The sequence below is a fragment of the Stutzerimonas tianxiuensis genome (genome assembly GCF_053470365.1).
In genome coordinates, this window is the sequence record NZ_JBPVWS010000009.1 from 164997 (window position 1) to 177782 (window position 12786).

Genomic DNA, 12786 nt, shown 5'->3' on the forward strand with positions numbered 1-12786 from the left:
CGTCCTCAGATATTGAAGCTTTCGCCGCAGCCGCATTCGCCACGTACGTTAGGGTTGTTGAACTTGAAGCCTTCGTTCAGCCCCTCTCGAACAAAGTCGAGCTCCGTCCCGTCGAGGTACACGAGGCTCTTGGGATCGATGATCACCTTGACGCCATGACTGTCGAAGACCGAGTCCTCTGTAGCTGCTTCGTCCACGAACTCGAGCACATAAGCCAGGCCGGAACAGCCGGTGGTCCGTACACCCAACCGGACCCCAAGCCCTTTGCCGCGCCCTTCCAGAGAACGGCGCACGTGATCGGCAGCGGCGGTTGTCATGCTGATAGCCATCGATACCCCCTTAGGCCTGCGGCAACCCTTTTTTCTCGCGGTAATCGCGAACGGCTGCCTTGATGGCATCCTCTGCCAATACCGAGCAATGAATTTTCACCGGCGGCAGTGCCAGCTCTTCAGCGAGCTGAGTGTTCTTGATGGTTTCCGCTTCTTCCAGCGTCTTGCCCTTCATCCACTCGGTAGCAAGGGAGCTGGAAGCAATGGCTGAACCGCAACCATAGGTCTTGAACTTGGCATCTTCGATCACGCCTTGCTCGTTGACCTTGATCTGCAGTCGCATCACATCGCCGCAGGCCGGCGCGCCGACCATGCCGGTACCGATGGAAGGATCCTCAGCGTCGAACTTACCGACGTTGCGGGGATTTTCGTAATGGTCAATGACCTTATCACTGTATGCCATGGTGCAATCCTCTTTGAATCAGGCTATGCGGAACTCGACGTTTCAAATCAGTGGGCAGCCCACTCGACCTGAGAAATATCGACGCCATCCTTGAACATGTCCCACAAGGGTGAAAGCTCACGCAATTTCGTGACCGCCTCGCTGACCTTCTGCGCGGCGTAGTCAACTTCTTCTTCGGTAGTGAAACGACCGAAGGTAAAACGGATCGAGCTGTGTGCCAGTTCGTCATTACGACCCAGCGCCCGAAGCACGTAGGACGGCTCCAGCGAAGCAGAGGTACAGGCTGAACCAGAAGAAACCGCCAGGTCCTTGAGCGCCATGATCAGCGACTCGCCTTCAACGTAGTTGAAACTCAGGTTCAGGTTGTGCGGCACCCGTGCCGTCATGCTGCCATTCACATAAAGCTCTTCCAGGTGCTCAACCTGCTTGAAGAAGCGGTCGCGCAGCTGAGTAATACGCTCGTTTTCTGCAGCCATTTCTTCTTTGGCAATGCGGAACGCCTCACCCATGCCCACTGACTGATGCGCTGCCAGCGTTCCCGAGCGCATGCCACGCTCATGTCCGCCGCCATGCATCTGCGCTTCAAGACGCACACGTGGTTTGCGCCGCACGTACAGGGCGCCGACCCCTTTGGGACCATATGTCTTGTGAGCAGAGAAGGACATCAGATCGACCTTCATCTTCTCCAGATCGATCTCCACCTTCCCGGTCGACTGCGCGGCATCGACGTGGAACAGCACACCACGCGAACGGGTGAGCTCACCAATAGCGGCGATATCGTTGATCGTTCCGATTTCGTTGTTCACGTGCATGATGGACACGAGCACGGTGTCGTCGCGTAGCGCAGCTTCAACCATCGCCGGCGTGATCACACCATCTTGGCCAGGCTCGATGTAGGTTACTTCAAAGCCCTCGCGCTCAAGCTGGCGAGTCGTATCAAGAACAGCTTTATGCTCGATCTTGCTGGTTACGATGTGCTTGCCCTTGGACGCGTAGAAATGCGCCGCGCCCTTGATCGCTAGGTTATCCGACTCGGTCGCACCAGAGGTCCACACGATTTCGCGAGGATCTGCATTGACCAGCTCGGCAACTTGACGGCGTGCATTCTCGACTGCTTCCTCGGCTTTCCAGCCGAAGGCGTGAGAGCGCGACGCCGGGTTACCAAAGTTACCTTCGGCTGTCAGGCATTCAACCATCTTTTCGGCGACGCGAGGGTCAACCGGCGTGGTAGCGGAGTAGTCCAGGTAAATCGGCAACTTCATCAGGTATCTCCTATCAGGCTGTCGTCCTGCTCATTCAATGGCGGACGCTTCAATCTTATCCAGTTGCGGAGTCTGTCCATTGGCGCGGCGCATATCCTGACGCAGAGCCACTTCCTGAACCTCGCGGCGCATCACCAGATCCGCCAGACTGATACCAGTCAGAAACTCATGGATCTGCTGACTCAAGTCGCACCACAGATGGTGGGTCAGACACGTATCCCCCGAGTGGCAGTCACCCAAGCCTTGGCATCGCGTGGCATCTACCGACTCGTTCACCGCATCGATGACCTGCGCAACTTGAATGCCCGCCATCTCGCGAGAAAGCTGATAGCCACCCCCCGGCCCACGAACACTCGTCACCAAACTGCCGCGCCGCAGCTTGGCAAACAGCTGTTCAAGATAGGAAAGCGAGATGCCTTGCCGCTCGGAAATATCCGCGAGGGATACCGGACCGTGTTGCGCATGCAGCGCAAGGTCGAGCATCGCAGTGACGGCGTAACGGCCTTTGGTAGTCAATCGCATCGGTTCGCACCAAGCATCATGGTTTGAGGCAAGTATGCAATACCCGACTATTTAGATCAACTATAAGCCCCATTAAATTACTCGGACTTTAGCCGCACGGGAAAGATGCCAGAAGCGTGAGCCGCACCGACTCGGCCGCAGGGGAGCCCGCATGATAACAGCTCGCCCACCCTGTCGCACTTCAGGAACGAGGCTCTTCGCCGGCGCGCTTGACCTCAGCGAAATCCTCCTCACGCAATTCCGGCATCTGCTTTGCGCAATAATCGCTGCCAAGCGCGGTTAATGCCTGACACATGCCATCCATACGCTCCTCGACCGCCTGGACGTGATCGAGCAACTGGCCGATAGCGCGCGCCACGGGATCAGGCATGTCCTCGGTAACACCGTAGGCATCGAAACCGATCTTCTCAGCGATCGCTTTGCGTTTAGCCTCCTGCTCATCATCGGCCTTGGCAATCACCCGACCCGGGATACCAACGGCGGTCGCCCCGGACGGAACCGCACGCGTCACCACCGCGTTCGATCCGATCTTCGCGCCCGCGCCCACAGTGAACGGGCCAAGAATCTTAGCGCCGGCACCCACGATTACGCCATCTTCAAGCGTGGGGTGACGCTTACCCTTGTTCCAGCTGGTACCGCCCAGGGTCACCCCATGGTAGAGCGTTACGTCATCGCCTATCTGGGCCGTCTCGCCGATGACGATCCCCATACCATGGTCAATAAAGAAACGCCGCCCTATTTGCGCGCCCGGATGGATTTCGATCCCGGTCAGCCAACGGGCCAGATTTGAGTTCATCCGTGCCAGCCATTTGCAATTGTTGACCCAAAGCCAGTGGGATACCCGATGAAACCAGACAGCGTGCAGACCCGGGTAACAGGTGATCACTTCGAATGCGTTACGCGCTGCCGGATCGCGATGGAAAACGCTCTGGATATCTTCGCGCATGCCTTCGAACATCAATCACCTCTCCGCTTGTGGGGTTCGCCGCGCACGGCCTTTTGGGTCTCGGTAAGGATTCCGCGCAAGATATTCATTTCAAGCTTGCTGATACCGCATCGACCGTAAAGCCGGCGCAGTCGCGGCATCAGATGCCTGGGTTTCTGAGGATCAAGGAAGCCAATCTCGACCAAGGTTTGCTCAAGATGACCGTAATAGTGTTCGAGCTCATCGGCTGTAACCGGCTGAGTGTCGAGCATCGACGTTGTTTCGAGCTTTTCTTGCTTGCTAGGCTGATCGTTTGCCGCCAGCCAGGCCATACGCACCTCATAGGCAAGCACTTGCACCGCAGCAGCCAGGTTCAGCGAACTGAAGGCAGGATCTGAAGGGATATGCACATGGTACTGGCAGCGCTGGAGCTCTTCATTGGTGAGCCCTGCATATTCGCGCCCAAATACCAACGCCACCTCACCGCCCCGCTCGACCTGCTCAAGGCAGACCGTACCGGTTTCGCGCGGATCCAGTAGCGGCCAAGGAATGCGACGATCGCGCGCACTTGTGCCCAGCACTAGGCTGCAGCCAACCAAGGCCTCCTCGAGCGTCGCCACGATCTCCGCTGAATCAAGAATATCGGTTGCACCCGAGGCTCGCGCGACGGCGTTCAGACTCGGAAAATCCTCCGGGTCCACCAACACCAAGCGCGTTAAGCCCATATTTTTCATGGCGCGGGCCGCGCCCCCGATATTCCCAGCGTGACTGGTGTTGACCAACACTACGCGAATGCTCTGAAGCGACACTGTTTTTTCTCAATCAGAAAGCAGACGGAGAGCTTACAGGAAGGATCCGCAGCTTCGCTATTAACCGCCAGAACGAGCGCTTGGCGAGCAACATGCAGCGCCGGTTTCTGATAGAATTGCCGGCTTTCTTTAAACGACCAGGTATTTGATCGATGCAGCCCATGCTGAATATCGCGCTGCGCGCCGCCCGTAGCGCTGGCGAAATGATTGTTCGTTCCACCGAGCGCCTGGACGTGATCTCGGTTAGCGAAAAGGACGCGCGCGATTACGTCTCGGAAATCGACCGCACCGCCGAACAACTGATCGTTACGGCGCTGCGCAAAGCCTATCCAAACCACGGAATCCTTGGCGAGGAAGGCGGACTGCTGGAAGGCAGCGGGGACGGCAAGGATTACCTCTGGGTGATTGACCCACTGGACGGAACCACCAACTTTCTACGCGGCGTACCTCACTACGCAGTCAGCATCGCTTGCAAATATCGTGGCCGCCTCGAACACGCCGTGGTGATCGATCCGGTTCGCCAGGAAGAGTTTACTGCCAGCCGGGGTCGCGGCGCGGCACTCAACGGACGCCGCCTGCGCGTCAGTGCACGCAAGAGCCTGGAAGGCGCACTTCTCGGCACGGGATTCCCGTTCCGCGATAGCCAGCTGGACAATCTCGATAGCTACCTCAATATGTTCCGAAGCCTGGTTGGGCAAACCGCAGGGCTTCGCCGCGCCGGGGCTGCTAGCCTGGATCTGGCCTATGTCGCGGCCGGTCGCTATGACGCGTTTTGGGAGTTTGGCCTGTCCGAATGGGACATGGCCGCAGGCGCCCTGCTGATTCAAGAAGCCGGCGGCTTGGTCAGTGACTTCACTGGCAGCCATGAATACCTTGAAAAGGGCCAAATCGTTGCGGGCAACACCAAGTGCTTCAAGGCAGTCCTTACCGCCATCCAGCCACATCTGACTCCAGCACTGAAACGGTAACCATACGCCGCAAAAAAAACGCCCATCTGGGCGTTTTTTTATATCGACTTACTGCTGTGTCAGCACCAAACGCCCGTCATGGACCGGAATTTTCTGACCTGGGTCGCGATCCATCCGGACTTGCCCGACCGTACCGTCGAGGTCGTACTTCACCTCATAGCCAATGATCTTCTGATGAGTGTCAGTGACCGTACTGCAACGGGTTTCCGTTGTGCTATAGGTGTCATTCGCCTGCATGCGGCCTTGCACCTGATTCCCGGCATAACCACCGCCCACCGCACCGACTACCGTGGCAATCTTTTTGCCGTTGCCGCCGCCAATCTGGTTTCCGAGCAGCCCACCGACCACCGCACCCACGGCCGTACCGGCAATACGATTGCTGTCCTGTACAGGCCTCTGGTGACTGACCGTCACGTCCTTGCATACCTCACGAGGCGTCTTGAAGGTCTCCTTGACGGGATTAACGGCTAGCACGCTGGCGAATTCAGGCCCTCGATCGACCAGCGCATAGGTCGCAAAAGCACCACCAGCGCTCACCACAACAGCCCCCAGCACGGTACCGACCAACATGGACTTGTTCACTGCATCTTCCTTCATCTGACGAGCCAGGCTCGCGGCGGCGCCTTGGACTCGCCAGACTGCCGGAAGTTCGAATCAGGGAAGCTCGTCCACCTCTTCGACGACCGGAGGAATCAGATCTTCTCGCGTCAGATTCAGCCAGACCAGCAGCATTCCCGCCACATAGACCGATGAGTAGGTACCCGCGCCAACCCCGATCAGCAGCGCCAGGGAGAAGCCCCACAGATTTTCGCCACCGAAGTACATCAGCGCGCCCACCGCAAGCAGCGTAGACACCGAAGTAGCCAGAGTCCGCAGTAGCGTTTGGGTGGTCGAAATGTTGATGTTCTCGAGCAGCTCCGCCTTGCGCAGCATGCGGAAGTTTTCACGGATTCGGTCGAAGATCACGATGGTGTCGTTCAAGGAATAACCGATCACCGCCAACACCGCCGCCAGTACCGTCAAGTCAAAGGAGATCTGGAACAGCGAGAAGACGCCTAGCACCAGGATCACGTCGTGGAACAACGACAGCACTGCGCCCAAGCCGAACTTCCACTGAAAGCGGAACGCGACATAAACCAGAATGCCGCCCAGGGCTAGCAACATGCCTAGACCGCCCTGATCCCGCAACTCCTCACCCACGGCAGGACCAACAAACTCCACACGCTTGACGGTCACCGCACTGCCCGCCTCGCCACCGCGCAGGGCGTCGGCAATTCGCTCACCAAGTAGTGGATCATCGCCCGGCATGCGCACAAGAACATCCGTGGTGGCACCAAAGCTCTGAACCACAGCTTCATTGAAACCGGAGCCAGCAAGCTGAGAGCGCACTTGATCCAGAGCAACCGGCTGTTCGTATGAGAGCTCGATTAGCGTGCCGCCGGTGAAGTCCAGACCGAAATTCAGCCCCTTCACCGCCAGACTAGCCAGCGAGACCAGCGTGAGCACCACGGTCAGGGCAAACGCCACATGACGAACGCCCATAAAGTTGATTACGCGTTTCATCGTGCTAGCCCCTTAAATCCACAATTTCTTGAGATCACGGCCACCGTAGATCAGGTTGACCATGGCTCGGGTCACGATGACGGCGGTGAACATAGAAGTCATGATCCCGAGCGAGAGCGTAACGGCGAAACCCTTGATCGGCCCGGTTCCCATGGCGAAGAGAATGCCGCCTACCAGCAGGGTCGTGAGGTTGCCGTCAACAATCGCCGAAAACGCGCGATCGAAGCCTTCATGGATAGCGCGTTGAATTGACATGCCGTTAGCAATCTCTTCGCGGATACGCGAAAAAATCAGAACGTTGGCATCAACCGCCATGCCCATCGTCAACACGATACCGGCGATACCCGGCAGCGTCAGCGTGGCGCCCAGCATCGACATCAATGCCGTCAGCACGATCATGTTGAACAGCAGCGCGACGGTAGCCAGGATCCCGAAGAACTTGTAGATCAGCACCATGAACACGGCGACGAACAAAAAGCCCCACATCGCCGCCTCGACACCGAGCTGAATGTTTTCAGCACCCAAGCTTGGGCCGATGGTGCGCTCTTCGGCAAAGTACATCGGTGCAGCCAGCCCCCCGGCACGAAGGAGCAATGCCAACTCGGATGACTCGCCCTGACCGTCAAGACCAGTGATACGGAACTGACTGCCCAAAGGAGATTGGATGGTTGCCAGGCTGATGACTTTTTTCTCTTCCTGGAAGGTCTCGACGCGCACTTCTTGCTCTACTCCGTCGACCATCTGCTTGACGTAGCGTGTTGTCGGCCGTTGTTCGATGAACACAACCGCCATGCTGCGCCCAACGTTGTTGCGAGTGGCGCGGTTCATCAGATCGCCGCCATGCCCATCCAGGCGGATGTTCACCTGAGGCCGGCCATTCTCGTCATAGCTGGCCTGAGCGTCGGTGACCTGGTCACCAGTGATGATCAGGTTGCGCTCGAGCTGGACAGGCGGACGCCCCTCCTCACGGAACTCGAAGGTCTCGGTTGTCGCACGGGCAGCGTCAGCTTCGGCCGCCAGCCGGAACTCGAGGTTCGCAGTCTTGCCCAAAATACGCTTGGCTTCAGCCGTGTCCTGAACCCCCGGAAGCTCAACTACGATGCGGTTGGCACCCTGACGCTGAACCAACGGTTCGGAGACTCCCAACTCATTGACCCGGTTACGGACGGTGGTCAGATTCTGCTTGATCGAATACTCGCGGATCTCCGCTAGCTTGGCCTCGGTAATGGCCAGACGCAGCACCTGCTGGCCGTTGCGCTCGGTGGACGTCAGCTCAAAATCGTTGAAGTTCTTGCGGATCAGCGACTGAGCAGTCGAAAGCGTGGCCTCGTCGGCGAAACCCAGCTGCACAGCATTTTCAGCTAAAGGAAGGCTGCGGTAGCGCACACGCTCCTTGCGCAACAGGCTCTTGACCTCACCCTCGTAAACGTTGAGGCGCGTTTCGATGGCTTTTTCCATGTCGACTTCGAGCAGGAAATGCACACCACCGGACAAATCCAAGCCCAACTTCATCGGGCTCGCAGCCAAGTCACGCAGCCACTCTGGCGTCGTGGGCGCAAGATTGAGCGCAACCACATAGGCATCGCCCAGCGCACGACGCACCACATCCTTGGCAGGCAGCTGATCGTCCTGATCAGTCAATCGCAACAGGCCGCCCCGCCCCTGCTCGTCAAGGCTTGCAGCCTTGACTTCGATACCGGCCTCGGCAAGCGCTTTGCTCGCCTGATCGAGATCCGCTTCGGTGACATTGAGCGAGGTGGCAGCGCCGGTGATCTGAACAGCCGGATCATCCGGATAGAGATTGGGCGCCGAATAAATGATGGCAATGCCGAGCACTACCACTATCAGCAGATATTTCCAGAGGGGGAATCTATTGAGCATGACGCAGCCCGTCTAATGACGCGGGGCGCCTTGCGCGCCCCGTCGTTGGTGTTGAGTAGAAGTCGGCTCAGATGGCCTTCAGCGTGCCCTTGGGCAGCGTTGCGGCGATCGCCACCTTCTGGAACTTCAGCTCCACCGAGTCGGAGACTTCGATCACAACGAAGTCATCAGAAACTTTGGTGACCTTGCCAGCGATACCACCGGAAGTCACCACTTCGTCACCCTTCTGCAGGCCGCCGATCAGGTTCTTGTGCTCTTTCGCACGCTTGGCCTGTGGGCGCCAGATCATCAAGTAGAAGATGACCAGAAAACCGACCAGGAACAGCCACTCGAAGCCACTACCAGCGGGACCAGCGGCAGCCTCTTGAGCGTAGGCGGCGGGAATCAGAAAGCTCATGTAGCACTCCTGTTGCAGAGATCAGTTAAGTTATGAATTCGTCACGCAAGCGGCGGCGTTGGCAGGCCGCGCTTGGCATAGAAGGCGTCGACAAAGGCCGCCAATGTACCCTGTTGAATAGCTTCGCGTAAACCAGCCATCAGGCGCTGATAGTGCCGCAAGTTGTGGATCGTATTCAGCATGCTCCCCAACATTTCGCCACATTTATCCAAATGATGCAGGTAGGCTCGAGAGAAGTGTTTGCAGGTGTAACAATCACAGCCTGGATCCAGCGGCGAATCATCGTAGCGGTGCGAAGCGTTGCGGATCTTGACCACCCCGACATCGGTAAACAAGTGCCCATTTCGCGCATTTCGGGTCGGCATCACGCAATCGAACATATCCACCCCACGACGCACACCTTCGACGAGGTCCTCCGGCTTGCCAACGCCCATCAAGTAGCGAGGCTTGTCGGCCGGCATCTGCGGTGGCAGAAAATCAAGCACGCGAATCATCTCTTCTTTCGGCTCCCCGACGGAAAGCCCGCCGATCGCCAGACCGTCAAAGCCGATCTCGCACAAGCCTTCCAGTGAGCGCATGCGCAGGGACTCGTGCATGCCGCCCTGCACGATGCCGAACAGCGCCGCCGGACTATCGCCATGAGCATCCTTGGAGCGCTTCGCCCACCGCAGCGACAACTCCATAGAACGCCGCGCGACGTCCTCGTCCGCCGGATAGGGCGTGCACTCATCGAAGATCATTACGATGTCGGAACCAAGATCACGCTGAACCTGCATAGACTCTTCCGGGCCCATGAAAACCTTGGCGCCGTCGACTGGCGAGGCGAAATAAACGCCCTCCTCCTTGATCTTGCGCATCGCCCCCAAGCTGAACACCTGAAAGCCACCGGAGTCCGTCAGGATCGGCCCCTGCCATTGCATGAAATCGTGAAGATCTCCGTGCGCCTTGATCACCTCGGTACCGGGTCGCAGCCACAGATGGAATGTGTTGCCAAGTATGATCTGCGCGCCGATCCCTTCAATATCGCGCGGCAGCATGCCTTTCACCGTGCCGTAGGTGCCCACCGGCATGAACGCCGGGGTTTCTACCGTGCCACGCGGAAAGGTCAGACGGCCGCGGCGCGCTCGCCCCTCGGTAGCCAGCAGCTCGAAGGACATGTGACAGGTACGACTCATTGGGGATCCTCGGGGCCGCGCGGGGCCGGATTGCGTGTGATGAACATGGCGTCGCCGTAACTGAAGAAGCGATAACCCTTGGCGATGGCCTCGGCATACGCAGCCATGGTTTCGGGATAGCCCGCAAAGGCCGACACCAGCATCAGCAGAGTTGATTCAGGCAGATGAAAGTTGGTGACGAGCGCGTCGACCACGTGAAATGGCTTGCCCGGATAGAGAAAAATGTCGGTATCGCCACTGAAAGGTTTCAGCACACCGTCGCGCGCCGCACTCTCCAGCGAACGCACACTGGTAGTACCCACAGCCACCACGCGGCCGCCTCGGGCACGGCAGGCTGCCACCGCATCGACAACGGCCTGATCAACTTCGAGCCATTCACGGTGCATATGGTGCTCTTCGATGCGTTCGACACGCACCGGCTGAAAGGTGCCTGCGCCTACGTGCAGCGTGACAAACGCACTCTCAACGCCTTTATCACGAAGGGCAGCCAGCAACTCAGCATCAAAATGCAATCCGGCCGTCGGTGCAGCAACTGCGCCCGCCCGCTGGGCATAGACCGTCTGATAGCGTTCACGGTCTGCGGCTTCGTCTTGTCGGTTGATATAAGGCGGTAATGGCATATGACCGACGCGCTCCAGCAACGGCAACACGTCTTGATCGAACTCCAATTCGAACAGCGCGTCATGGCGCGCCAGCATCAGCGCCTCGCCGCCGCCATCGATGTGAATGCCACTCCCTGGCTTTGGCGATTTGCTGGACCGGATATGCGCCAGCACCCGGCGACCATCGAGCACGCGCTCGATCAGCACTTCGACTTTGCCGCCAGACGCTTTTTGGCCGAACAGACGCGCCGGAATCACCCGCGTGTTATTGAAAACCATCAGGTCGCCGGCGCGCACGTAATCGAGCAACTCAACGAAACTGTGGTGACCAAGCGTACCGGTCGAACCGTCGAGCGTCAGCAAACGACTGGCACGACGCTCGGCCAATGGATGTCGAGCGATCAGCGAATCAGGGAGATCGAAGGAAAAAGCGGAGACTTGCATTGAAAAGATCAGCACGGAGCAGCAGGGGCGCAAAGCTTAGCGGAAACACCTCATTCTGACCACGCCAGACGATTGACCGCTCCGCAATGCATCCCTATACTGCGCCGCCACTGAGCCTCGATGGCGGAATCGGTAGACGCAGCGGATTCAAAATCCGCCGTTGGTAACAACGTGAGAGTTCGAGTCTCTCTCGAGGCACCATACTTCAGTGACCAGAAGCAGCTATCGCTTCTGGCGGGGGGATCCGCAGCGAGAAGCGGTTTCACCGACCAGCGACAGGCCTACAGCGCCCTGCTGAAGCAAGCCTTACGCTTCATGGAAAAAAGTTTCGTACTGGCGGCGCCTCATACAGCACCGACTGAACCAAACTGCGATAAGTCGAATTTCTGCAGCACTAAATAGCACTGTAAGCACCGCTTGCGGTGGGCATAATCTATGGCTCCAAGGGCTTGGCATCGCCCAGCGAGTTATCGTAGAGTGTGCCCACTGTGTTTGCATGGGTCGCTGTTGAATCGTGGCCTGGTGCAGTAGATCTCAAGATCCGCTACATCCGTTCGACTCTTTACTCCTTGCAACCAGTTTCCGCTTTCTGCATTTGCAGAGGCGCTTCCACTATTGAGTTTCAAGGATACAAAGCTATGTCGAATCGTCAGAACGGTACCGTCAAGTGGTTTAACGACGAAAAAGGTTTTGGTTTCATCACTCCCGAGAGCGGTCCGGATCTGTTCGTGCACTTCCGCGCGATCGAAGGCAATGGCTTCAAGAGCCTGAAAGAAGGCCAGAAAGTCAGCTTTGTAGCTGTACAAGGTCAAAAGGGCATGCAGGCTGACCAGGTTCAAATCCAGGAATAAGCCCCGCTCCGAAAAGCCCCTGATGGCAACATCAGGGGCTTTTTTATGCACGCGTTTCCGTAGAATGCGCCACCGCCTTTCCTAGCGAGACAATATGCATGCGCAACCATCCACTCAGCCCGCAGGGCCCGTTTCCTGCCGCCGGCCTGGCTCGTCGACTCGCCGCCATCTTCTATGATGCCTTCCTGTCGATCGCACTGATGATGGTGGTTACGCTGTTCTACCAGCAGGTGCTCTTGCGTTTTTTTTATGGCAACGAAGGCCTTAAAGCAGTGGCGGAAGCCGGCGGACTCGATATAGACCCGATCCTCTCGACTCTACTGTTGTTCACCCTGTTCGCCTTCTTTGCCAAGTTCTGGACACACAACGGTCAGACACTCGGAATGCAGGTCTGGGGCGTACGCATTCAGAATGCCGATGGCAGCGCCATCGACCTGTGGCAGGCCCTGCTGCGCTTCCTGATTGCGATCATGTCCTGGCTTGCCCTGGGGCTGGGCTACTGGTGGATGCTGATCGACAAGAAGCGCAGAACCTGGCATGACATCTACTCGGAGAGTCAGGTCGTGCAGCTACCAAAGAACATCCATAAGAAATAGCGCCAGGCGGCGAGTCATTCTCGCTCGACCGATCAAGCCCTGCAGGCTCAGGTTTTGAG

The 12786-nt window shown here is 57.8% G+C and carries 15 protein-coding genes and 1 tRNA gene; 4 read left to right on the forward strand and 12 right to left on the reverse strand.

From position 1 onward, the window contains the following. Positions 1-5 precede the first annotated feature (5 nt). From iscA to trmJ, 6 genes are all read right to left on the reverse strand, one after another. The gene (iscA, locus tag ACSSNI_RS13460; protein WP_102835906.1) at positions 6-329 is read right to left on the reverse strand and encodes an iron-sulfur cluster assembly protein IscA; all 324 of its coding nucleotides are present in this window, start codon (positions 327-329) and stop codon (positions 6-8) included. Between the two features lie 10 nt (positions 330-339). Then, the gene (gene iscU / locus ACSSNI_RS13465; protein WP_045425243.1) at positions 340-732 is read right to left on the reverse strand and encodes a Fe-S cluster assembly scaffold IscU; all 393 of its coding nucleotides are present in this window, start codon (positions 730-732) and stop codon (positions 340-342) included. Positions 733-779: 47 nt separating this feature from the next. Next, positions 780-1994 carry an IscS subfamily cysteine desulfurase gene (locus ACSSNI_RS13470; RefSeq protein WP_200639002.1) on the reverse strand — a complete coding sequence of 405 codons (1215 nt, stop codon included), beginning with the start codon at positions 1992-1994 and terminating at the stop codon, positions 780-782. Positions 1995-2024: 30 nt separating this feature from the next. Then, complete coding sequence (iscR, locus tag ACSSNI_RS13475) at positions 2025-2516, reverse strand: Fe-S cluster assembly transcriptional regulator IscR (RefSeq protein WP_102835904.1); 492 nt, start codon at positions 2514-2516, stop codon at positions 2025-2027. 181 nt (positions 2517-2697) lie between these two features. Beyond that, positions 2698-3474, reverse strand: a complete 777-nt coding sequence (gene cysE / locus ACSSNI_RS13480; protein ID WP_200639001.1) for a serine O-acetyltransferase — start codon at positions 3472-3474, stop codon at positions 2698-2700. Continuing rightward, on the reverse strand, positions 3474-4250 hold the full coding sequence (gene trmJ, locus ACSSNI_RS13485) for a tRNA (cytosine(32)/uridine(32)-2'-O)-methyltransferase TrmJ (RefSeq protein ID WP_200638999.1): 777 nt from the start codon (positions 4248-4250) through the stop codon (positions 3474-3476). The genes cysE and trmJ overlap by 1 nt, the downstream gene beginning before the upstream one ends. Before the next feature lie 152 nt (positions 4251-4402). Here trmJ and suhB point away from each other — a divergent pair, with 152 nt between their 5' ends. Next, entirely contained in the window at positions 4403-5218 is an 816-nt protein-coding gene (gene suhB, locus ACSSNI_RS13490) for a type III secretion system regulator SuhB (protein ID WP_102835901.1), read from the forward strand. A 48-nt stretch (positions 5219-5266) separates the two neighbouring features. Here the strand turns inward: suhB and ACSSNI_RS13495 are convergent, their stop codons facing one another. The 6 genes from ACSSNI_RS13495 to queA form a co-directional block, all read right to left on the reverse strand. Then, on the reverse strand, positions 5267-5800 hold the full coding sequence (locus tag ACSSNI_RS13495) for a glycine zipper 2TM domain-containing protein (RefSeq protein WP_200638997.1): 534 nt from the start codon (positions 5798-5800) through the stop codon (positions 5267-5269). A gap of 72 nt (positions 5801-5872) precedes the next feature. Then, the gene (gene secF, locus ACSSNI_RS13500) at positions 5873-6781 is read right to left on the reverse strand and encodes a protein translocase subunit SecF (RefSeq protein WP_102835900.1); all 909 of its coding nucleotides are present in this window, start codon (positions 6779-6781) and stop codon (positions 5873-5875) included. 12 nt (positions 6782-6793) lie between these two features. Further along, on the reverse strand, positions 6794-8662 hold the full coding sequence (gene secD / locus ACSSNI_RS13505) for a protein translocase subunit SecD (protein WP_159967468.1): 1869 nt from the start codon (positions 8660-8662) through the stop codon (positions 6794-6796). Positions 8663-8729: 67 nt separating this feature from the next. Next, on the reverse strand, positions 8730-9059 hold the full coding sequence (yajC, locus tag ACSSNI_RS13510; protein WP_021209500.1) for a preprotein translocase subunit YajC: 330 nt from the start codon (positions 9057-9059) through the stop codon (positions 8730-8732). Positions 9060-9100: 41 nt separating this feature from the next. Next, a complete protein-coding gene (tgt, locus tag ACSSNI_RS13515) occupies positions 9101-10216 on the reverse strand; it encodes a tRNA guanosine(34) transglycosylase Tgt (protein ID WP_200638995.1) in 1116 nt (371 codons plus the stop codon). 14 nt (positions 10217-10230) lie between these two features. Then, a complete protein-coding gene (gene queA / locus ACSSNI_RS13520) occupies positions 10231-11280 on the reverse strand; it encodes a tRNA preQ1(34) S-adenosylmethionine ribosyltransferase-isomerase QueA (protein WP_200638993.1) in 1050 nt (349 codons plus the stop codon). Positions 11281-11394: 114 nt separating this feature from the next. Here queA and ACSSNI_RS13525 point away from each other — a divergent pair. From ACSSNI_RS13525 to ACSSNI_RS13535, 3 genes are all read left to right on the forward strand, one after another. Next, a tRNA-Leu gene (locus tag ACSSNI_RS13525) sits at positions 11395-11481 on the forward strand. A gap of 437 nt (positions 11482-11918) precedes the next feature. After that, on the forward strand, positions 11919-12131 hold the full coding sequence (locus ACSSNI_RS13530) for a cold-shock protein (RefSeq protein WP_003284681.1): 213 nt from the start codon (positions 11919-11921) through the stop codon (positions 12129-12131). A 98-nt stretch (positions 12132-12229) separates the two neighbouring features. Next, entirely contained in the window at positions 12230-12727 is a 498-nt protein-coding gene (locus ACSSNI_RS13535; protein WP_200638991.1) for an RDD family protein, read from the forward strand. The last annotated feature ends 59 nt before the right edge of the window (positions 12728-12786 follow it).